At 74.4% G+C, this 20,394-nt stretch carries 20 protein-coding genes; 10 read left to right on the top strand and 10 right to left on the bottom strand.

Annotation, left to right across the window (positions count from 1 at the left end):
* Positions 1-11 precede the first annotated feature (11 nt).
* Both O7602_RS12200 and O7602_RS12195 read left to right on the top strand, forming a co-directional pair.
* Positions 12-488 (top strand): hypothetical protein, encoded by a 477-nt coding sequence (locus O7602_RS12200; RefSeq protein ID WP_281588864.1) that lies wholly within the window; start codon positions 12-14, stop codon positions 486-488.
* A 63-nt stretch (positions 489-551) separates the two neighbouring features.
* The gene (locus O7602_RS12195; RefSeq protein WP_281588862.1) at positions 552-1,316 is read left to right on the top strand and encodes a hypothetical protein; all 765 of its coding nucleotides are present in this window, start codon (positions 552-554) and stop codon (positions 1,314-1,316) included.
* Here O7602_RS12195 and O7602_RS12190 read toward each other — a convergent pair.
* The 8 genes from O7602_RS12190 to O7602_RS12155 all read right to left on the bottom strand — a co-directional run bounded on the left by O7602_RS12190 (position 1,309) and on the right by O7602_RS12155 (position 8,962).
* Positions 1,309-1,923, bottom strand: coding sequence for a bifunctional 4-hydroxy-2-oxoglutarate aldolase/2-dehydro-3-deoxy-phosphogluconate aldolase (locus O7602_RS12190; protein ID WP_281588860.1), 615 nt, complete (start codon positions 1,921-1,923; stop codon positions 1,309-1,311). The two genes, O7602_RS12195 and O7602_RS12190, sit on opposite strands and share 8 nt — an antisense overlap.
* Positions 1,920-2,879 (bottom strand): sugar kinase, encoded by a 960-nt coding sequence (locus O7602_RS12185; RefSeq protein WP_281588858.1) that lies wholly within the window; start codon positions 2,877-2,879, stop codon positions 1,920-1,922. The genes O7602_RS12190 and O7602_RS12185 overlap by 4 nt, the downstream gene beginning before the upstream one ends.
* A 53-nt stretch (positions 2,880-2,932) precedes the next feature.
* The gene (locus O7602_RS12180; RefSeq protein ID WP_348651320.1) at positions 2,933-3,913 is read right to left on the bottom strand and encodes a PmoA family protein; all 981 of its coding nucleotides are present in this window, start codon (positions 3,911-3,913) and stop codon (positions 2,933-2,935) included.
* Positions 3,910-4,593: a hypothetical protein gene (locus tag O7602_RS12175; RefSeq protein WP_281588857.1), complete on the bottom strand. Its 684-nt coding sequence runs from the start codon at positions 4,591-4,593 to the stop codon at positions 3,910-3,912. Before O7602_RS12175 ends, O7602_RS12180 begins: the two co-directional genes overlap by 4 nt.
* Positions 4,590-5,462, bottom strand: a complete 873-nt coding sequence (locus O7602_RS12170) for a carbohydrate ABC transporter permease (protein ID WP_281588856.1) — start codon at positions 5,460-5,462, stop codon at positions 4,590-4,592. The genes O7602_RS12175 and O7602_RS12170 overlap by 4 nt, the downstream gene beginning before the upstream one ends.
* Positions 5,459-6,442 (bottom strand): sugar ABC transporter permease, encoded by a 984-nt coding sequence (locus O7602_RS12165; RefSeq protein WP_281588854.1) that lies wholly within the window; start codon positions 6,440-6,442, stop codon positions 5,459-5,461. The genes O7602_RS12170 and O7602_RS12165 overlap by 4 nt, the downstream gene beginning before the upstream one ends.
* Positions 6,443-6,474: 32 nt before the next feature.
* On the bottom strand, positions 6,475-7,818 hold the full coding sequence (locus O7602_RS12160) for an extracellular solute-binding protein (RefSeq protein WP_281588852.1): 1,344 nt from the start codon (positions 7,816-7,818) through the stop codon (positions 6,475-6,477).
* A 97-nt stretch (positions 7,819-7,915) separates the two neighbouring features.
* Positions 7,916-8,962: a LacI family DNA-binding transcriptional regulator gene (locus O7602_RS12155; protein WP_281588850.1), complete on the bottom strand. Its 1,047-nt coding sequence runs from the start codon at positions 8,960-8,962 to the stop codon at positions 7,916-7,918.
* A 236-nt stretch (positions 8,963-9,198) separates the two neighbouring features.
* On the opposite strand from O7602_RS12155, the gene O7602_RS12150 reads away from it, so the two are divergent.
* From O7602_RS12150 to O7602_RS12115, 8 genes are all read left to right on the top strand, one after another.
* On the top strand, positions 9,199-10,527 hold the full coding sequence (locus O7602_RS12150) for a Gfo/Idh/MocA family oxidoreductase (protein ID WP_281588849.1): 1,329 nt from the start codon (positions 9,199-9,201) through the stop codon (positions 10,525-10,527).
* Positions 10,528-10,544: 17 nt separating this feature from the next.
* The gene (uxaC, locus tag O7602_RS12145) at positions 10,545-11,978 is read left to right on the top strand and encodes a glucuronate isomerase (protein WP_281588847.1); all 1,434 of its coding nucleotides are present in this window, start codon (positions 10,545-10,547) and stop codon (positions 11,976-11,978) included.
* A complete protein-coding gene (locus tag O7602_RS12140) occupies positions 11,975-13,276 on the top strand; it encodes an enolase C-terminal domain-like protein (RefSeq protein ID WP_281588845.1) in 1,302 nt (433 codons plus the stop codon). The genes uxaC and O7602_RS12140 overlap by 4 nt, the downstream gene beginning before the upstream one ends.
* Entirely contained in the window at positions 13,267-14,757 is a 1,491-nt protein-coding gene (locus O7602_RS12135) for a mannitol dehydrogenase family protein (RefSeq protein ID WP_281588843.1), read from the top strand. The genes O7602_RS12140 and O7602_RS12135 overlap by 10 nt, the downstream gene beginning before the upstream one ends.
* Before the next feature lie 67 nt (positions 14,758-14,824).
* The gene (locus O7602_RS12130; protein WP_281588841.1) at positions 14,825-15,997 is read left to right on the top strand and encodes a Gfo/Idh/MocA family oxidoreductase; all 1,173 of its coding nucleotides are present in this window, start codon (positions 14,825-14,827) and stop codon (positions 15,995-15,997) included.
* A 17-nt stretch (positions 15,998-16,014) separates the two neighbouring features.
* The gene (locus O7602_RS12125; protein ID WP_281588839.1) at positions 16,015-17,358 is read left to right on the top strand and encodes a polysaccharide lyase family 1 protein; all 1,344 of its coding nucleotides are present in this window, start codon (positions 16,015-16,017) and stop codon (positions 17,356-17,358) included.
* Between the two features lie 334 nt (positions 17,359-17,692).
* On the top strand, positions 17,693-18,214 hold the full coding sequence (locus O7602_RS12120) for an ATP-binding protein (RefSeq protein ID WP_281588837.1): 522 nt from the start codon (positions 17,693-17,695) through the stop codon (positions 18,212-18,214).
* Between the two features lie 7 nt (positions 18,215-18,221).
* Positions 18,222-18,956 carry an HD domain-containing protein gene (locus O7602_RS12115; RefSeq protein WP_281588836.1) on the top strand — a complete coding sequence of 245 codons (735 nt, stop codon included), beginning with the start codon at positions 18,222-18,224 and terminating at the stop codon, positions 18,954-18,956.
* Positions 18,957-19,274: 318 nt separating this feature from the next.
* Here O7602_RS12115 and O7602_RS12110 read toward each other — a convergent pair whose 3' ends face one another.
* On the bottom strand, positions 19,275-19,712 hold the full coding sequence (locus O7602_RS12110; protein WP_281588834.1) for a barstar family protein: 438 nt from the start codon (positions 19,710-19,712) through the stop codon (positions 19,275-19,277).
* A 99-nt stretch (positions 19,713-19,811) separates the two neighbouring features.
* Positions 19,812-20,252: a ribonuclease domain-containing protein gene (locus O7602_RS12105; protein WP_281588832.1), complete on the bottom strand. Its 441-nt coding sequence runs from the start codon at positions 20,250-20,252 to the stop codon at positions 19,812-19,814.
* Positions 20,253-20,394: the final 142 nt, after the last annotated feature.

Here is a 20,394-nt window from a genome sequence, read left to right as displayed (position 1 = left end):
GGATCGGCAGCATGACCGGGCGGCAGAAGGTGCTGCTTGTCGCGCTGGCCGGGCTGCTGGTGGCGCTCTGGCTGGTGGCGGTGGCCGGGCGACGTGACGGTCCGGGCGACCCGGCCGCCGGGCCGGGCCCGCTGGGCCGGCTCGGGCGCGGCGCCGGTGCGGTGGACCCGGCGACGGTGACCGTGGCGTGCGTGCCGCCGGCCACCGCGCCGACCGCCACCGCCGACGGGGTGGTGGTCGGCTTCGACGCCGTCTGCCGGCTGCGGGTCGCCGATCCGGGGTCCCTGCGCACGCTCGTGCTGCGCGGCGGGACGCCGTTCGAGGTGACGGCCCCCGCGCCCGGCGACGCGGACGTCACCGTCACCGACGAGGTGACGCCCGGGCCGGACGGCGGGCCGGTGGCGAAGGTGGCGGTGGACCGGGAGACCGAGGTGGTCCTGCGGTGCCCGGGAGGTGGCGGGTGCGCGGTCACGATCGCCCGTTCCTGACCGGGCCCGCCCGGGGAGGAGCGCGCCCGGTCCGGACCGGGCCCGTCCGGGAGGGGACGCGACATGGGTGAGCTACGCAAGCCGTTCCTGCTGCTGGCGTTGCTGGCGGTGGCGCTCGTGGTCGGGGTGGAGCTGGGCGCGGCGGCGCTGACCGGCGGCGGGGACGCGGGTTCCGCGCTGCGGGACAGCGCCGGGCAGCTCGGCGTGGAGCTGGGCGACGTGGGCGGGGTGGCCGAGCCGTCCGGCCGGGGCACCGGCTATCTCGCGCTGATCGACGTGGTGGCGCTCTGGACCACCGGGCTGTTCGCGTTGAGCCTGGTGCTGCCGGACCGGGTCCAGGGTCGGTTGCAGGGCGTCGCCACGCTCGTCTTCTCGATCGTGCTGCTGCTGGTGTCGCTGGTCCTGCTGATCGTCGCGTTCGTCGAGCTGACGGTGATGGTCTCGCTGTTCCTGGCGCCCCCGTTCGGCACGCTGGCGTACCTGGCGGTGTGGGGGTTCTTCCCGGTCGGTGACGCGGCCGTGCTGCTCGGGCTGGTGCTGCTGCTCAAGCTGGTGTGGGCCGGGCTGCTGCTCGCCGCCCAACCGCGTTTCCTGCGCAACAAGGGCCTCGTCGCGCTGGCGCTGACCACGTTGTTGTGCACGGTGGTGCTGCAGTTCCTGCACGGCCTGCTGCCGGTGATCCTGGTCAGCATCCTCGACGACCTGGGCGCGGTGGTGTTCGCCGTGGTGGCGCTGATCTGGGCGCTGGTGCTGCTGATCGGTTCGATTCCGGCGATCGTGAAGGCGATCCGCACCACCGCCACCACGTCCGGTCGCACGGTCAGCTGACCGGGTCCCCGGTGGCGAGCGCGGCGAGGCGCGGGAGCTGCGCCGGGTCGGTGAGCGCCGAGCCGACCGCCACCACGCGCACCCCGGCGGCCAGGAAGTCGCCCGCGTTGCCGGCGTCGATGCCGCCGGTGGCCACGAACCGGGCCTCCGGCAGCGGTCCGGCGACCGCCCGGAACCAGGCCGGGCCCAGGCTGACCGCCGGGAACGCCTTGAGCCAGATCAGGCCGTGGTCGAGCGCCCGCTGCGCCTCGGTGGGGGTGGCCACGCCGGGCAGGTGCGGGATGCCGTAGCCGCGGGCCGTGTCCGCGACGGCCAGGTCGAGGCCGGGGGCGACGGTGAACGCCGCGCCGGCGCTCATCGCCTGGCGGACCTGGGCGGGGCTGCGGACCGTGCCGGCGCCGACGATCCGGTCCCGGCGCCGCCCGGCGGTGACGGCGGCGCGCAGCGCGGGCACCGCCCCCGGGGTACGGATCGGCACCTCCACCACGTCGATGCCGAGGTCCCAGGCCACCTCGGCGAGGCGGACCGTCTCCTCCGGCGGCAGGTCCCGCAGGATCACCATCACCCGCGCGTCGCCGAACAGCGGTGCGAAGTCGTGTGCGCTCATGTGCCGTTCCCTCCGTCGCGTCGCCGTACCGGCGTCGCCCAGTCCCGGTCGGTCAGCGCCAGCGCCCGGGCGATCCGCGCCGGGTCCGGCGGTGGCGCGGTGTCGCCCGGCACGGCCAGCACCGGTGCCGCGGTGAGGTGACCCAACCGCAGGCACGATCTCAGGTCAACCTCGCGCAGCAGTCCGGCGAGGAAGCCGGCGGCGAAGGCGTCCCCGGCACCGACCGGCTCCACCACGTCCACCTGCGGCGCCGGCACGAAGACCGCCGGCCCGGTACGCGGCAGCGCGGTCGCGCCGACCGGCCCGTCCTTGACCACCACCAGTTCGGGTCCGGGCAGCAGGTCGCGGACGGCGGTCGGGTCGGCGCTGCCCCAGAGCGTCGCCGCCTCGTCCAGCCCGACGAGCACCACGTCGGCGCGGTCGGCCAGGTCGCGCAGGATCGGGGCGGCCCGGTCGGCGGGCCAGAGCGCGGGCCGGTGGTTCACGTCGAAGACGACCCGGGCGTCGGGCAGCGCCCGCCCGGTCAGCGCGTGCGCGAGCAGCCCGTGGCAGGAATCGGAGAGCGCGGCGGTGATCCCGGACAGGTGCAGCAGCCGGACGCCGGCCAGCCGGGGGTCGGTGAGGTCCGGCGCGTCGAGGCGGCTGGCCGCCGATCCGGCCCGGTGGTAGTGGACCCGGGTGCCGGCCGGGCCGGGGTCCTTGAGGTAGACGCCTGTCGGCGCGGCCGGGTCGACGGTGACCAGGGAGACGTCCACGCCGGACGCGACGATCTCGGCGATCACCCGGCGGCCGAACGGATCGTCGCCGACCCGGCTGAGCCAGGCCGCGCGGTGGCCGAGCCGGGCCAGCCCCATCGCCACGTTGGACTCCGCGCCGCCCACCCCGACGGTGAGCCGGGCGGCGTGCTCCAGCGGACCGCCGTCGTCGGGGGCGAGCACCACCATGGTCTCGCCCACGCAGGCCACCTCCGGCCCGCTCATGAGGTGGCCTGCACGGCGGGCCGGGCCGGTCACGACGTGGCCTTCGCGGCCAGCCGGGCCGGGACGTCCGCCGGGTCGAGGTGACCGTCGACGACGAGCACCCGGTGCCGGTTGCGGCGGGGGCGGTCGGCGGCGACCACCGCCGGCCGGTCGAAGGCGTACGCGACGCAGACGCCCGGGTACATCGCCGTCCGCACGAACCACCTGTCGCCGGGCCCGAGGCCGGTGAACACGAGCGTGTACGCGCCGCCGCCGGACCCGGTGCCGAACAGCGCCAGCCAGGGCGCGGCCGAACCGTTGACCGCCTCCTCGCCGGCGGCGTCCACGGTGCGCACCCGGGGTTCCGGCCCGGCCGCGACCCGCCAGAAGAAGCCGCCGTAGCCGGCCCCGCCGGGTCGGCCGTTGGTGGCCGGGCTGCCGAGGTGGACGTCGCCGCCGGTGGCGGACGTGAGGGTGGCGCTCAGGTCGAGCCACCAGGCGTCGTCGCCGGCCGGGGCGGCGGTCAGCGTGCGGTGCTCGCGCAGCAACGGCCGCCCGCCCGCGGCCCGCCATTCGAGATCGTGGTCGAGGCGGTCGGCGGCCCGGTCCCGCCAGCCGGTGTGGGCGATGACGCCGTGGTCGTCGCGCCAGGTGTAGCCGGTGCCGCGCACGTACGTCCGGCCGCCCCACAGGTTCGCGCCGGCCACGTCCTGCACGGCGAGGGACGCGCCGAGGTGCCAGACGTGGTCGGCGGGGAGCGCGTCGGTGACCGGGACGCCGGCCCGGGTCCGCACCGGGTGCAGGTAGGGCCGGGGCCCGTGCCGGGGGTCCAGGTCGGGGCGGACCACGTAGCGGGCCACCTCCACCCCGGCCACGACCAGCCGCTCCGCACCAGTCGCGGCGGCGTCCGGCGTGCCGGCCCGGGCCGCGTCCGGAACGGCGGCGGCAGCGTCCGTCCCGGCGGCGGCAGCTTCCGTCCCGGCGGCGGCAGCGTCCGTCCCGGCAGCGGCGGCGCGGGGATCGGCGGTCACGACGCCTCCGGTCCGACTGCCGGGTGGTGGGCCCGCGCCGGCTCCGGCGCGCCGCCCGGACGGCCGAGGGCACCGGCGAGGGCCGCTTGACGGTCGGCGAAGCGGACGTCGATCGCGTGCAGCGCGGCCAGGGTGTACCCGCCGAGGATCGGCACCGCGACCGGGGTGACGAGCGCGGCGAGCAGCACGGCCAGGCCGCAGGTCCCGGCGGCGGCGGCCCACGCGCCGGGCCGCTGCGGGCAGGTGCGGGCGACGTGCCGGGCGGCGGCCCGCCAGCCCCGGCCGCCGGTGCGCCCGATCGCGACGGCGACCAGGCCGGCGTACCCGAGCAGGGCCGCGGCCACGACGGCGGTGACGGCCAGGGCGGGGCCGCCGCCGGGTGCCCGGCCGGTGGCCAGCGCGAGCAGGTCGGCGCCGAGCGCCACGGCGACGGTGAGCGCGACGGCGCTGGCGGCGAGGCCGGCGGGCAGCGCCCGGCCGAACCGGATGAGGGTGGTCCGAGCCGCGGGCCACGACCCGGTGACCGCGCGGTCGTGCAGCGCGGCACTGGCGGTGGCGATCGCCGGGGCGAGCGTGAGCACCGGCAGCGCGGCGAGCGCCACGGCGAAGCCGAGCAGCGCCAGGTCGGTCGCCTCGGCGAGGGTGTCCCGCCAGTCCCGGCGGGGGCGGTCGGCGCTCATCCCTTCAACCCGCTGGTGTTGATGCCCTCGACGAGCATCCGCTGGAAGGCGAGGAAGAACAGGAACACCGGCAGCAGGGACAGCACGGACATGGCGAACATCGGGCCGACCGCGCTCTGGCTCGTCGAGTCGATGAACAGGGTCAGCGCCACCGGAACGGTGTAGTCCTCCAGGGTGGACAGGAAGACCAGTTGGCGGAAGAAGTCGTTCCAGGTCCAGATGAACGAGAAGATCGCGGTGGTGACCAGCGCGGGCCGGCTCAGCGGCAGGATCACGTGCCGGAACACGCCGTACGGCGTGGCGCCGTCGATCTTGGCGGCCTCGTCCAGCTCGCGCGGGATGCCGCGCATGAACTGAACCATGAGGAAGACGAAGAACGCCTCGGTGGCCAGGAAGTGCGGGATGAGCAGCGGCAGGTACGGCCAGTCGCCGCCGACCAGGCCGAGGCTGCGGAACAGGATGTACTGCGGGACGATCAGCACGTGCCCGGGCAGCAGCAGGGTGCCGATCATGACGGCGAACCACATCTTGCGCAGCCGGAACCGCAGCCGCCCGAGGGCGTACGCGGCGAGCAGGCAGGACAGCGCGTTGCCGACCACGGTAAGCAGGCTGACCATGGCGCTGTTCAGGAAGAACCGGCCGAAGCTGACGTCGAAGTTGGTCCAGCCGTCGACGTAGTTGCCGGGGGTGAACGTCTCCGGCAGCAGGCCGATGTTGTTGACGATCTCGGCCTGCGACTTGACCGAGGTGCCGAGCATCCAGATCAGCGGGTAGAGCACCACCGCCACGATCGCCACGAGCACCAGCAGGCGCAGCGTCTGCCGGTTGCGCGGGCGACGGCGGCCGGCGACGGCGGTCACCGCGGTCATGAGTCGTCCCCTCCGTCCGAGTAGTGCACCCAGAACCGGCCGGTGCTGAAGAACACGGCCGTGATGAGCGCGATGGCCAGCAGGAACACCCAGGCCATCGCCGAGGCGTAGCCCATCTCCAGGTCGGTGAAGCCGGAGATGTAGAGCTTCAGCGTGTACATCAGGGTGGAGTCGACCGGGCCGCCGGTGCCGTTGCTGAGCACGAACGCGGCGGTGAAGCCCTGGAACCCGTGGATGGTCTCCAGCACCAGGTTGAAGAAGATCACCGGGGAGAGCATCGGCAGGGTGACCGCGCGGAAGCGCCGCCACACCCCGGCGCCGTCCACGGCCGCCGCCTCGTACAGCTCGGTGGGGACCTGCTTGAGCCCGGCCAGGAAGATCACCATGGGCGCGCCGAACTGCCAGATGGCCAGCACCATGAGCGTCTGCAGGGCCCAGTCCGGGTCGGCGACCCAGGGCAGCCCCTCGATGCCGAACAGCGCGAGGAACGAGTTGAACGCGCCGTCCCGGTTGAACATGTTGACCCAGACGATGGCGAGCGCCACGCTGCCGCCGAGCAGCGACGGCAGGTAGAACAGGCCGCGGAACAGCCCGACGCCGCGCCAGGCGCGGTTGAGCAGCAGCGCCACGCCGAGCGCGGCGGCCAGCTTCAGCGGTACGGCGACCAGCGCGAACGTCAGCGTGACCCGCACCGCGTGCCAGTACGACGGGTCGGCGGTGAACATCCGTTCGTAGTTGTCCAGCCCGACCCAGCGCACCTCGGACAGCGGGGTGAGGATGTCGTAGTCGGTGAAGCTCAGCCAGAGCGAGAGCAGCATCGGGATCGCCGTGATGCCCATCAGTCCGATGAGCCAGGGCGAGAGGAAGACGTACCCTGCCAGGCCCTCACCGAGCCGGGCCCGGCCGGCCCCGCGCCGCGTGGGGCGGGGGCCGGCCGGTCCGGTTCGTGGGGTCCGGCCGGGCGCCGTGGTGAGGGCCACGGGCCGGTTCCTTTCTTCTCGGCGGCGGGGTGTCAGGCGATCGCGGCTTTGCAGGCGGTGACGAACTGCTCCGCGGCCTGGGCCGGAGTGGCCCGGCCGTACTGGGCGTTCTCGGCGGCCTTGGTCAGCTCGGCCTTGACCTTGCTGTGTCCCTTGATCGGGACCTGCGGGGACGGGCCGAACTTCTGCGCCAGGTCGGACTCGACCTGGATGGACTGCTTCATGGCCGGGTCGGTGGCGGTCTCGCTGACCTTGGCCCTAAGGTCCATGTTGGACGGCAGGCCCCGGTCGGTGCCGAGCAGCGCGACCGCCTCCGGGTCGTTGTTCAGGAAGTTGATCACGTCGACCGCGGCGTCGCGGTGCTTGCTGCCCTTGAACACCGACCAGTACATCGAGGCGCGGGCCCACTGGCCGCTCGGGTCACCCGGGTACGCCACCACGCCCAGCTCGTTCTTGGTGTTCTTCTTCAGGTCCGGCATCTGGTTGGCCCAGACCCAGGAGGTGGCCGCCTTGCCGGTGACCACGAGCTGCTTGGTGATGTCGGTGGCGTTGCCCACGTGGATGACGTCCGCGGTCGGGGTGGCGCCGGAGTCCCGCGCGCCCTTCCACAGCTCGAACCACTTCGTCACGTCCTCGGCCGTGAAGCCGAGCTCCTTGCCCTGGTAGAGGTCCTTGCCCTGCTGGCGCAGCCAGACCCAGAGCGCCTTGTAGTCGGCGCTGGGGTCCTGGGTGCCCGGGACCTTCGTCTTCTTCGCCACCTGTTCGGCCCAGGCGATGTGCTCCTCCCAGCTCATCCCGGTGGTCGGCTCGGGCAGCCCGTTCTCCACCAGCAGCGTCTTGTTGTAGACCAGGCCCTGGGTGTTCTCCCCGGCGGCCACCCCGGCGAGCTTGCCGTCGACCACGCCGTACTCCAGCAGGCTCTTGGGGAACTTCGACACGTCGAGCTTGCCGGAGTCGCGGTAGCTGCCCAGGTCGAGCGTGGTGCTGCGGCCGGCGTACTCGGCCAGGTAGTTGTCGTCGATCTGGAACAGGTCGGGCGGGTTGCCGCCGGCGGTGAGCGTGGCGAGCTTGTCGAAGTAGCCCTGGTTGGCCTGCCAGGTCTTCTCGAAGGTCACCTCGGGGTGCTTCTTGGTGTAGAGGGCCAGGGCGTCCTCGGTGAGTTTGGCCCGGGCCTCGCCGCCCCACCAGAAGATGGAGAGCTTGACCTGGCCGCCGTCACCGCCGCCGTCGTCGTCGCCGCAGGCGGCGGCGCCCAGGGCGAGCGGCGCGGCCAGCGCGACGGCGGCGAGGCCGCGGACGAATCGACGTCGGGACAGGGGGGTACGGTGATTCCGCCCGGCGGGTGCGCCGGCGGTGGGGGACGTTGCGGGGTGCATCTGCGCTCACTCCTCGGCTGTGGGAGGCGACGACGTCACCGGTGGCCGTCCACGGGCCGCCCGGGTCCGCACCGCTATGCGGGCCCGGGCCACCCGGTCAGGTCCCGGCGCCGTCCCGACCGGGCTCGGGCACGGGCCCGGTCGAGTCGCGGACGACAAGTACGGTCTGGAGCATTACCTGTGCGGTGGTGCGACGGTCGCCGGCCGCCGCGCCCCGGCCCCGGGCGCCGCGCGGCGCGTCGGAGTCGAGTTGCAGCAGCATGTCGACGGCCGTCCGGCCGGCGGCCGCGGTCGGCGTGGCCACCGTCGTCAACTTGGGGCGGGTGAGTCGGCTCAGCGCGATGTCGTCGACGCCGACCACGCTGACGTCCTGCGGCACCCGTAGCCCCAGCGCGTCGAGCCCTTCGATCAGGCCGAGCGCCATCAGGTCGTTGTAGGCGAGCACGGCGGTGACGCCGCTGCGGCGTACCGGTTCGGCGAGCGCGCCGCCGCCGGTCTCGGTGGGCTGGTTGGGTCCGAGCAGGGTCAGCTCGCCGCCGCCGCTGCGGGCGGCGGCCGAGGCGGCCCGGCGCATCTCCCGCGCGGTCCACGAGCCGCGCGGGCCGCCGAGCAGCGCGATCCGCCGGTGGCCGAGGCCGAGCAGGTGCTCGATCGCGGACCGGGCGCCCTGCCCGACGTCCATCATCACGCAGGGCAGGCCGGCGACCTGGCGGTTGATCACCACCACCGGGACCTCGCGGCTGACCTGCTCGATCAGGCTGTTGCTCATCCGCGGGCTGCACAGCAGCACGCCGTCGACCTGCTTGGCCAGGGCGTGGACGAGGTCCTCCTCGGCGATCACGTCCTCGTTGGTGTCGGCCACGAACACGTGGTAGTCGCGGTGCCGGGCCTGCCCCTCCGCCGCCTTGATCAGCGGCGGGAAGAACGGGTTGGCGATGTCGGCGACGATCAGGCCGATGTTGTGCGTCCGACCGGTGATCAGGGCGCGGGCGGCCCGGTTGGGGCGGTAGCCGAGGTCCTCCGCGCAGGCCAGCACCCGGCCCCGGGTCTCCGGGTTGACCAGGTGCGGGGCCGAGAACGTGCGGGAGACGGTGGAGATGTGCACGCCGGAGGCCCGGGCGACGTCCCGGATGGTGGCTGGCACGGCGGCTCCCTGGTCCGATGTGGTGGGGGTCACGGGTGCCGCCAATTAATGCAAACGGTTGCTCCGGTGTCAACGCCTCATTGTTACGGATCGATTTCGACCGCACGCCCGGTGGGCGGATATAACCACACGGATCAGGATTCATGGTACGGGAAAGCCATCGACCATTGACGACGCGTCGCCCGGCATGGTTTCTTCGGCTGCAAACCTTTGCAGCACCGCGGGAGGCCGACGTCATGTCATCACCGGCCCGGAGACGGGTCCGCCACGCCCTGGTCGGCGCCGGAGCGCGCGCCGAGATGTTCGTCCGCGCGCTCGCGCTCGACCACGCCGACGCCACCGAGCTGGTCGCCCTGGCCGACGTCAACCAGACCCGGATGGACGCGCACAACCGCTGGCTCGCCGAACTCGGCCAGCCGCCGGTGCCCACGTACGCCGCCGCCGACTTCACCACCATGCTGGCGAAGGAGCGCGTCGACGTGGTGCTGGTGACGAGCGTCGACGTCACCCACGACGAGTACGTGGTGGCGGCCCTGCGGGCCGGCTGCGACGTCATCACCGAGAAGCCTATGACCGTCGACGCACCCCGCTGCCGGCGCATCCTGGACGCGGTCGCGGAGACCGGCCGGCAGGTCACCGTCGCGTTCAACTACCGCTACAACCCGTTGCACGAACAGCTCCGGCGGCTGCTCGCCGACGGCGCGGTGGGCGAGATCGGGTCGGTGCACTTCGAGTGGCTGCTCGACGTGCGCCACGGCGCCGACTACTTCCGCCGCTGGCACCGGGACAAAGCCACCTCCGGCGGTCTGCTCGTGCACAAGGCCAGCCACCACTTCGACCTGGTCAACTGGTGGCTGGACGCGCGCCCGGTCGAGGTGCACGCGGCCGGGCGGCTGTTCTTCTACGGCGAGACCGGCCGCCGGCACGGCTACGCCCGCGACTACGACCGGGCGCACGGCGCCCCGGCCGCCGCCGACGACCCGTTCGCGCTGCGGCTGGCCGAGCACCCCCGGCTGCGCGAGCTCTACCTCGACGCCGAGGCCGAGGACGGCTACCACCGCGACCGCAACGTCTTCGCCCCCGGCGTGACCATCGAGGACGACCTCGCCGTACTGGCCCGCTACTCCACCGGCGCCACCATGACCTACCACCTCACCGCGTACGCCCCCTGGGAGGGCTACCGGGTGATGGTCAACGGCAGCCGGGGCCGCCTCGAACTGGAGGTGACCGAGAGTGACCACGTCAGCCCCGGCGACGCGTCCGCGCTCAAGGGCGCGGCGCTGCACGGCGACGAGGCCGCCGTGGAGCGCGGTGAGGCCCGGCTCACCCTGCGACCGTTCTGGGAGCCGCCGGTCCAGATCCCGGTGGACGGCTGGACCCGGGGCGGGCACGGCGGCGCGGACACCCGGATGACCCGGGTGCTGCTCGGCGGCGAGGCCGACCCGCTCGGCCGGGCCGCCACCGCGTACGACGGCGCGCTCGCCCTGCTCACCGGCCTGGCCGCCAACCGCTCGCTGGAGACCGGCGCGCCCGTCCGGGTCGCCGACCTGCTCACCCTGCCCTGACCGAGGAGCCCGCACCCGTGCCGATCATCTCCCCCAGCGATCTGCTGCTGCCCGCCGAGCCCGGCCAGCGCGCCCTGGCGCGCGAGCTGTACGCCCTGGCCGCCGAGCAGCCGATCATCTCCCCGCACGGGCACGTCGACCCGGCGCTGCTGGCCGAGGACCGCCCGTTCCCCGACCCGGCCCGGTTGCTGATCGTGCCCGACCACTACCTGACCCGGATGCTGCTCAGCCAGGGCGTGCCGCCGGCCGACCTGGGCGTGCCGAGCGTCGACGGCAGCCCGGTCGAGACCGACGGGCGCACCATCTGGCGGCGGTTCGCCGCGCACTGGCACCTGTTCCGGGGCACCCCGTCGCGGCTGTGGCTGGAACAGACGTTCCGCAACGTGTTCGGCGTGGACACCCCGCTGGGCCCGGCCACCGCCGACGCCGTCTACGACGCGCTCGCCGCCCGCCTCGCCGAGCCGGCGTTCCGGCCCCGGGAGCTGTTCACCCGCTTCGGCATCGAGGTGCTCGCCACCACCGAGTCGCCCCTGGACGACCTGGGCCGGCACGCCAAGCTCGCCGCCGACGGCTGGGGTGGGCCGGGTGGCCGGGTGGTCACCACGTTCCGCCCGGACGACGTGGTGGACATGGAGTTCGACGGCTGGGCGGCGAACGTGGACCGGCTCGCCGACGTCTCCGGCGAGGACACCGGCACGTACGCCGGCTACCTGGCCGCGCTGCGGCAGCGCCGGGCCGCGTTCGCCGCCGCCGGGGCCACCTCCTCCGACCACGGGCACCCCACCGCCCGTACCCTCGATCTCGACCCGGCGGAGGCCGCGGCGCTCTACGACAAGGGCCGGCGCGGCCTGGCCGACCCGGGCGACGCGGAGGCGTTCCGGGCGCACATGCTGCTGGAGTTCGCCCGGATGTCGCTCGACGACGGCCTGGTGATGCAGCTGCACCCCGGCGCGGTGCGCAACCACAACCGCTGGCTGTACGCCCGGCACGGCCGCGACGTCGGCGGCGACGTGCCGCAGGCCACCGACTACGTGCACGGCCTGGCGCCGCTGCTGGACGCGCACGGCAACGACCCGCGGCTGACCGTGGTGCTCTACACGCTCGACGAGGACACCTTCACCCGGGAGCTGGCGCCCCTGGCCGGCGGCTACGCCGCGCTGCGCCTCGGCGCGCCCTGGTGGTTCCTCGACTCGCCGGAGGTGCTGCGCCGGTTCCGGGAGGCGGTCACCGAGAGCGCCGGTTTCTACAACACGGCCGGGTTCGTCGACGACACCCGCGCGTTCTGCTCCATCCCGGTACGCCACGACGTGGCCCGCCGGGTCGACGCCGGTTTCCTGGCCCGCCTGGTCGCCGAGCACCGCCTCGGCGCGGACGAGGCCGCCGAGACGATCGTCGACCTGGCCTACCGGCTGCCCAAGCAGGTCTTCAAGTTCGGAGGTGACCGCGCGTGACCAGGATCGTCGACGTCACGGTGCACGACGTGCGCTTCCCGACCGCCGCCAGCGGCGACGGGTCGGACGCCATCAACCGGGGCGACTACTCCGCCACGTACGTGGAGCTGACCACGGATGGCGGGCCGACCGGCGCCGGGTTCACCTTCACCAACGGCCGGGGCAACGAGATCACCTGCGCCGCGGTGCGGGCCCTCGCCCACCACGTGCGCGGGCGCACCGTCGCCGAGATCGCCGCCGAGCCGGTGGCGTTCTGGCGCTCGCTCAGCGCCGACGTGCAGCTGCGCTGGCTCGGCCCGGAGAAGGGCGTCATCCACATGGCCACCGGCGCGCTTGTCAACGCGGTCTGGGACCTGCGCGCCAAGCTCGCCGGCAAGCCGATGTGGCGGTACCTCGCCGAGATGCCCACCGACGAGCTGGTGGCCACCGTCGACTTCCACCACATCACCGACGCGCTCACCCCGGACGAGGCAGCCGCCCTCCTCGACAAGGGACGCGACGGCCTCACCGACCGGTCGGCCGCGCTCGAACGCGACGGCTTCCCCTCGTACACCACGTCGGTGGGCTGGCTCGGCTACCCGGACGAGCAGGTGCGGGCGCTGACCCGCGACGCGTACGCCCAGGGGTGGCGCGCGATGAAGATGAAGGTCGGCGGACGGCTCGACGACGACCTGCGACGGGCCCGGATCATCCGGGCCGAGATCGGCCCGGACGCGCTGCTGATGATGGACGCCAACCAGGTCTGGGACGTCGACGAGGCGATCGCCGCGATGGCGGTGCTGGTCGAGGTCGACCCGTACTGGATCGAGGAGCCCACGCACGCCGACGATGTGCTCGGCCACGCCCGGATCGCCCGCGCGGTGACCGAGCTGTCCGGCGGCCGGTGCCGGGTCGCCACCGGCGAGGTCGCCGCCAACCGGGTCATCTTCAAACAGTTGCTCCAGGCCGAGGCGATCGGCGTGATGCAGGTCGACGCGTGCCGGGTCGGCGGCGTCGACGAGGTGCTCGCCGAGCTGCTGCTGGCGGCGAAGTTCGGGGTGCCGGTCTGCCCGCACGCCGGCGGCGTCGGGCTCTGTGAATACGTGCAGCACCTCGCCGTCTTCGACCACCTGCGGGTGAGCACCGGCCTGGACGGCCGGATGGTCGAGTACGTGGACCACCTGCACGAGCACTTCGTCGACCCGGTCCGCACCCGGGGCGGGCGCTACCTGCTGCCCACCGCGCCGGGCTACAGCGCCACCATGCGGCCGGAGTCGATCGCGGAGTTCCGCTTCCCCGAGGGGCCGGCATGGCGGTGACCGTCGACACCGGCCGGCTCGGCCTGGCCACGCTGCGCCGGCTGCCCGAGGCGAGCCGGCCGCTGGTGCGCCCCGGCACCGTGCCGGCCGGCATCGTGCACCTGGGGCTCGGCGCGTTCCACCGCGCCCACCAGGCCGTACACACCGAGGCGGCGATCGGCGCGGCCGGCGGCGACTGGGGCATCATCGGCGTCGCGCCGCGCAGCACCGACGTGGTGGAGGCGCTCGCCGCCCAGGACGCGCTGTTCAGCGTCACCACGCTCGCCGCCGACGGCGCGTCGACCCGGGTGATCGGCGCGCTGGCCGGGGTACGCCACGCGGCGAGCGACCCGGACGCGGTGGTGCGCCTGCTCGCCGACCCGGCGATCCGGGTGGTCACGCTCACCGTGACGGAGAAGGCATACCAGCTCGACCCGGTGACCGGCGCGCTTGCCGCCGACCCGGAGTTGACCGCCGACCTCACCACCGACCGGCCGCCGCGCACCGTGCCCGGGCTGCTGGTGCGCGGGCTGCTCGCCCGCGCCGCCGCCGACGCCGGGCCGATCGCGCTGGTGAGCTGCGACAACCTGCCCGCCAACGGCCGCCGGCTGCGCTCGCTCGTCGACCAGTGCCTGACCCTGGCCCGGGTGCCCGACGCCACGCTCGACCGGGTGGCCGCGCAGCTCACCTGCCCCGGCACCATGGTCGACCGGATCGTGCCGGCCAGCACCGACGAGACCCGGGACACCGCACGCCTGGCGCTCGGCGTCACCGACCTGGCGGCGGTCGCCGCCGAGCCGTGGTCGCAGTGGGTGATCGAGGACGACTTCCCCGGCGGCCGACCCGCCTGGGAACGGGCCGGCGCGGTCCTCACCGACGACGCCGGCCCGTGGGAACGGCTGAAGCTGCGCGCGCTCAACGGCGTGCACTCGGCCACCGCGTACCTCGGCGCGCTGGCCGGCGCGGAGACGGTGGTCGACGCGCTGGCGCTGCCGCACCTGGACGCGGTGCTGCGCCGGCTGGTCGCCGAGGAGATCGCGCCGAGTTTCACCCCGCCGCCCGGCGTCTCCGTGCCCGACTACGGGGAGCAGGTGCTCGCCCGGTTCGGCAACCCGGCGATCCGCTACCGCACCGCGCAGGTCGCCTCGGACGGTTCGCAGAAGCTGCCGCAGCGGGTGCTGCACACGGCGGCCGACCTACGGGCCGCCGGCCGGTCCGCGCGGTGGAGCGCGCTCGTGGTCGCGGCCTGGCTGCGGTTCCTGCTCGGCCACACCGACGACGGCCGCCCGCTGCCGCTCGACGACCCGCTCGCCGACCGGCTGCGCGCGGCGCTCGCCGACGGCCGACACACCCCGGCCGGTGTGGTGGACGCGATCTTCGCGGTCCGCGAGGTCATCCCCGCCGACCTGGCCGCCGACGACGAATTCCGCGCGGCCGTGACCGGCTGGCTGACCGCGCTGGAACGACACGGCGTCCGCGCCACCCTGGCCGGTGCCCGGTGACGGGCGGGTTCCCGCGTCGATCCGGCGGCGCTGGTCCGGCCGGCGGCGGCCCGCCGGGGGTGGCCCGGTGAGCGGCAGCGGGCCCCCGCGGGTGGCGCTCGTCGGGGTGAACGGGCACGGCCGCTGGCACCGGCGGGTGATCGCCGCGCTGCACGCCGCCGGCCGGCTGCGCCTGGTCGCCCTCGTCGACGTACGACCGCCGGAGGACGAGCCGGACGCACCGACACCACCCGGGACGCGGATCTTCACCGACCACCTGGCGATGCTCGCCACGTCCCGCCCCGACGCGGTGGTGGTGTGCACGCCGCCGCACACCCACCTGCCGATCGCGCGGGACGTCCTCGCCGCCGGCGCGGATCTGCTGCTGGAGAAACCGCCGGTGCTCGACCTGGCCGAACACCGCGCGTTGCGGGCCGCGTCCGCCGCCGCCGGCCGGGCCGTGCAGGTCAACTTCCAGGCGCTCGGCTCGGCGGCGCTGACCGCGCTCACCGGCGCGCTGACCGCCGGGCGGCTCGGCCCGGTCACCGGCATCGCGACGGTCGCCGCCTGGCAGCGTCCGGACGCCTACTACGCCCGCTCCCCCTGGGCCGGCCGCCGGTCGGTGGACGGCCGGCCGGCGGTCGACGGGGCGCTCGCCAACCCGCTCGCGCACGCCGTCATGCAGTGCCTGGCGGTGGCCGAGTCGGTGACCGGCGCGCCGGTGCGGCCGACCCGGATCGAGGTGGAGCGCTACCGGGTCCGCCCGATCGAGGTGGACGACACCACGATCCTGCGGCTCACCCCGCACGCCGGCCCGCCGGTGCTGGCCGCGTTGACCCTGGCCGCCGAGGAGCACGTCGCCGGCGACGTGCTGGTCACCGGCGAGCGGGGGCGGGCGGTGTTGGAATACCCGACCGACCGGCTGCGCCTGCCCGGCGACGCCCACCCGCGCACCGTGCCCGGCCGGCAGGGACTGCTGGCGAACCTGCTCGACCACCGCGCCACGGGCATGCCGCTGATCGCGCCGCTGGCGCGTACCGAGCCGTTCACCGCGGTGCTCGACGCGCTGCGGGACGCGCCGGAACCGACGCTGCTCGACGGCGACCCGGTGCGCGCCGTCGGCGACGGCCCGCAACGGGTGCGGGTGATCCGGGGCGTCAACGCGGTGCTGCGCGCGGCGGCGGAGACCGGCGTACTGCCGTCCGAGGCCGGGGTGCCCTGGGCGGTCCGACCCCACGACGTGCACCTTCCCACCACCTGACAGGACGGAACCGAGCCATGCGTACCCGAACAGTCGGCGTCGCGGCCCTCGCCGCCACGCTCACCCTCACCGTCGCCGCGCCCGCGCCGGCCGCACCCGCCAAGCCGTCCCGGGCGGCCGAGCTGATCGGCCGCCAGGCCCTACCCGCAAACGATGGCTGGGCCGCCGAGGGCGCCGGCACCACCGGCGGCGGCGCGGCCACCGCCGACCGGACCCGCGTCGTGCGTACCCGGGCCGAGCTGGTCGCCGCGCTCGGCGGCGACAACGCCACGAACGCCACCGACGCCACCCCGAAGATCGTGTACGTCGCCGGCACGATCGACGGCTTCGAAGGCGCCGACGACACGCCGCTCGACTGCGCCGACCTGGCCGACCCGGAGTACACGCTGCCGGCCTACCTGGCCGCGTACGACCCGGCGGTCTGGGGGCGGGTGGACCCGAGCGGCCCGTTGGAGGCGGCCCGGGTCCGGTCCGTGGCCAACCAGACCCGGCAGACGCAGATCAACGTCGGGTCCAACACCACGATCGTCGGGCTGCGCGGCGCCCGGCTCACCGGCCTCACCCTGATGATCGACCGGGTGGCCAACGTGATCGTGCGCAACCTGACGTTCGACGACGCCCGGGACTGCTTCCCGGCCTGGTCCCCCGACGACGGCGACACCGGCAACTGGAACTCCCAGTACGACCAGATCTCGGTACGCCGCAGCGAGCACGTGTGGGTCGACCACAACACGTTCACCGACGGCGACAACCCGGACAGCGCCCAGCCGATCTACTTCGGCCGGCCCTGGCAGGTGCACGACGGCTCCCTCGACGTCACGCACACCGCCAGCCTGGTCACCGCCTCCTGGAACCGGTTCACCGGCCGGGACAAGCTGATGCTGATCGGCTCCTCCAACACGGTCGGCCCGGACGTCGGCCGGCTCAAGGTCAGCGTGCACCACAACCTCTTCGACGGCGACCTCCAACGGCTGCCCCGGGTGCGGTTCGGCCAGGTGGACGTGCACGAGAACCACTACCGGCTCGGCGGCGCCGGCTTCGAGTACGCCCTCGGCGTCGGCGTGCAGTCCGCCATCTACGCGCAGAACAACTTCTTCACCCTCACCGACGACGTCGACCCGGCGGACCTCATCCACGACTGGGGCGGCACCGCGCTGACCGAGCGCGGAAGCTGGGTGAAGCAGGGCCGCCACCTCCCCCGGCCGGTGGACCTGCGGGCCGCGTACAACGCCGCGCACGACCCGGACCTCGGCGGCGACGCCGGCTGGACGCCCACCCTGCGGGCCACCCCGCCGCTGCCGACGCCGCTGGTCCCGCCGGTCGTCGACGCCTGGGCCGGGGCGGGCCGGCTGCCGCTCTGACCGGTCGCGCCCACGCCGCCGGCGTCCCCCGCCCGGGACGCCGGCGGCACCCACCCGTCGGGGGGTCGGCGGCTCCCGTCGGGGGGTCGGCGGCTCCCGTCGGGGGGTCGGCGGCTCCCGTCCGGATGTCGGCGGCGTCCCGTCGGGCTGTTGCCGGCGGCCCGCCCGGGGGTGTCGGCTGACACGCCGGCCGCGATGCGCGATGATCACCTTTGACGATCCCGGTCGCCGATGGCATGAAACAGTGGCCATCGGGGACAGGAGGGTGAGAACAGTCGGTGACAGCGCGAGTGGCGCCCACGCCCGGGGACGGGCACGGGACGGAGGACCGGACGTGACGGGTGGGACAACCGGCCGGGTCCTCACCATCGACCTGCCGGCCGACCCCGGCCTGCTGGCGCCCACCCGGGAGCGGCTGCGCGGCTGGCTGCACGCGCACGGCGTCGACGAGTGGGACGTCGAGACCGTGCTCATCGCCACCGGGGAGGCGTGCGCCAACGCCATCGAACACGGCTACCGCTTCGCCCCCGAGGGGATCACCACGGTCCAGGTCGAGCTGCGCGACGACCGGCTGGAGATCGAGGTACGCGACCAGGGTGGCTGGCGGCCGACCGACGGCGGCGACGGCAGCGACCGCGGTCGCGGGCGGCTGATCATGGCCCGGGTGATGGACGAGGCGACAATCGTCGGCACCCCGGACGGCACCTGCGTACGCCTGGCCAAGCGGCTCATCGGTTACGGCGGCGCCAAGGATCACGGCGTCGCCGAGGGTCACGGCGTCGCAAAGGGTCACGGCGTGGCCGAGGGTCCCGGCGTCGGGAAGTCGACGGCGGCCTCCAGCGAAGATCAGCTATAAGGGAGCCATGGACTTCCCCGCGTACCTCGCCACCATGCCGATGCACGCGATCACCGAGATCCACGGCGAGCCCGGCCTGCTGGCCCGCTTCCGGCTGGAGATCGCCGCGTTCGACGACGCCGCGCGTGCCCGGCTGACCGAGGCGCTGGACCTCGCCGCCGACCTGCACCGCGACGACCGGCGGGTCCGCGAGCCGTACCTGAACCACCTGCTCCGGGTGGCGATCCGGATGATGCACCACTACCAGGTCCGGGACGTCGACGTGATCGTCGCGGGGCTGCTGCACGACGCGGTGGAGGACCACCCCGCCGAGCTGGCCGGCGTGCCGGCGTCCGCGGCGGACGCCGGCGACGACGTGACCGGGGCGGCGCTGGCCACGCTCGCCGACCGCTTCGGCCCGCGGGTGGCCCGGCTCGTCGCGGCGGTCACCAACCCGGCGTACGACCCGGGCCGGGACCGGCACACGCAGTACCGGGAACACGTGGCGGCAAGCCTCGACCGGGAACCCTGGGCCCGGGTGATCAAGGTGTCGGACTTCACCGACAACGGCGTGGGCGTGATCCACACCGTCGGACCGAAGGTAGCCCGGTTGGCCGCCAAGTACCGCCCGCTGGTGCCGGTCTTCCGCGAGCTGGTCGCCCGCCCGGACACCCCCTTGTCGGCGCCGGTCAAGCAGCACATCTTCGCCCAGCTGGACCTGGCCGAGGAGCGCTTCAGCGCCATCCTCGACCCCCCAACCTGACCCACCCACCCCGACCCCACCACCCCCGCCCTCACCCCGTTGATCATGAAGTTGGCTGCCCGGAGAGCGCTCCCGGACCACGCTAACTTCATGATCACCGAGGTCGCCCGCCCACCGGGGCGTCTCCTCGGCGTGATCAAGGGGTTTTGTCGGGCCGCCCGAGCCGGCGAGAATCCGGCCGAGCAGCCACACCACGGCCCCGAACTGGCGCCACTTCGCCGAAGTGGCGGCATCCACGACCACCCGAGCACGCCACTTCCCCGAGCTGGCGGACGGCGAGCGGGCACGCGAGCGGCGGGGAGGCGACGGGGGGCGTGGTCAGGTGGCTTCGGGGGCGCCGACGTGACCGCCCAGGGCTGCGGCGATGCGGTCGCGCAGGGCGGACAGCCGCTCGGGGGTGTCGCGCAGCACCAGCCGCAGGCTGGCATGACCACCGGCGGCTGCCGCGCCGAGCACGTCGAGGAACGTGCCGAGCTGGGCGGGCGGCTCGTCGGCGAGCAGGTTCGCCGCGTCCCGCACGACGAGGGTCAACGGGTCCGGCCCGATCCGGTCGGTGAGGACGTCGGCCAGGGCGTCGGCGAGGGCGTCCCAGTTGCGGCCGTACCAGTCGGGCAGGGACATCGCCACGGCGAGCGTGTCGTGCAGGGCCGCCCGGGTGCGGGTGGCCGCACCGGGGACCGGCACGCCTGCCGGCTCGGGCGCGGAGTCGGGGTCGAGCGTGAGCCAGGCCGGCGGCTGCGGGGACGCTGCGCCCATCGATCCGTCCTTTCCGGTCGGCGCCGGCCGGAGCGGGCGCCCGGCCGGCGTCGACGTGCGTCAGTGCCGGTACCGGCACAAGCTCAGAGCCGGTACGACTCAGAGCCGGTAGAAGTTGGCGTAGTGGTCGGGTGAGAACCAGGTCGTCCCGGTGCTCTTGTTCACCACGATCCGGTACGCGTCGCGGGAGGCGTTGCAGGCGCGCGGGTAGACGTCGTACTCGTAGTAGGTGGCGTTGGCGGGCAGTTGACCCTCGCGGTTGTAGAACTGCCCGCCGGCGAAGTTGCACGTGCCGCCGCTCCACGAGTACCAGCCGCGGCTGGTCGGGAAGCTCTTCGCCGACCACCCGGATCGGGCGGTGCGCGCGTCCGCGCAGCGGGACAGCGTGCAGGAGCTGTAGACGGCGGCCCGGGCGGGCTCGGCGAGTCGGGTGGAGACGGTGGCCGGTGCGACGAGCGCGACGGCGGCCAGGGCGGTGACCAGGGCGGACGCGGCCAGGGCGCGGCGTACGCGGGTGGCGGCGACGCGGAACGGGGTCAAGGGATCCTCCTTGAGCGAACCGGACATGACATTGACCATCGTCGTTGGATGGCCGGCGCTCAGTCTGCCGAGGATCCTGCCCGGCGTACAGCCCTCACCCGGCGACCGCGCCCCGAACCCCCGGTGAACACGCGATGGCGGA

It is taken from the genome of Micromonospora sp. WMMD1128, assembly GCF_027497235.1.
Taxonomy (GTDB): domain Bacteria; phylum Actinomycetota; class Actinomycetes; order Mycobacteriales; family Micromonosporaceae; genus Micromonospora.
This window is presented reverse-complemented; position numbering and strand designations above follow the sequence as displayed.

Bases quoted from the DNA above. Each gene is read 5' to 3' on its own strand.
- O7602_RS12200 (WP_281588864.1), top strand. From the start codon at position 12: ATGACCGGGCGGCAGAAGGTGCTGCTTGTCGCGCTGGCCGGGCTGCTG.
- O7602_RS12195 (WP_281588862.1), top strand. From the start codon at position 552: ATGGGTGAGCTACGCAAGCCGTTCCTGCTGCTGGCGTTGCTGGCGGTG.
- O7602_RS12190 (WP_281588860.1), bottom strand. From the start codon at position 1,923: ATGAGCGCACACGACTTCGCACCGCTGTTCGGCGACGCGCGGGTGATG.
- O7602_RS12175 (WP_281588857.1), bottom strand. From the start codon at position 4,593: ATGAGCGCCGACCGCCCCCGCCGGGACTGGCGGGACACCCTCGCCGAG.
- O7602_RS12170 (WP_281588856.1), bottom strand. From the start codon at position 5,462: ATGACCGCGGTGACCGCCGTCGCCGGCCGCCGTCGCCCGCGCAACCGG.
- O7602_RS12160 (WP_281588852.1), bottom strand. From the start codon at position 7,818: ATGCACCCCGCAACGTCCCCCACCGCCGGCGCACCCGCCGGGCGGAAT.
- O7602_RS12150 (WP_281588849.1), top strand. From the start codon at position 9,199: ATGTCATCACCGGCCCGGAGACGGGTCCGCCACGCCCTGGTCGGCGCC.
- O7602_RS12135 (WP_281588843.1), top strand. From the start codon at position 13,267: ATGGCGGTGACCGTCGACACCGGCCGGCTCGGCCTGGCCACGCTGCGC.
- O7602_RS12125 (WP_281588839.1), top strand. From the start codon at position 16,015: ATGCGTACCCGAACAGTCGGCGTCGCGGCCCTCGCCGCCACGCTCACC.
- O7602_RS12115 (WP_281588836.1), top strand. From the start codon at position 18,222: ATGGACTTCCCCGCGTACCTCGCCACCATGCCGATGCACGCGATCACC.
- O7602_RS12110 (WP_281588834.1), bottom strand. From the start codon at position 19,712: ATGGGCGCAGCGTCCCCGCAGCCGCCGGCCTGGCTCACGCTCGACCCC.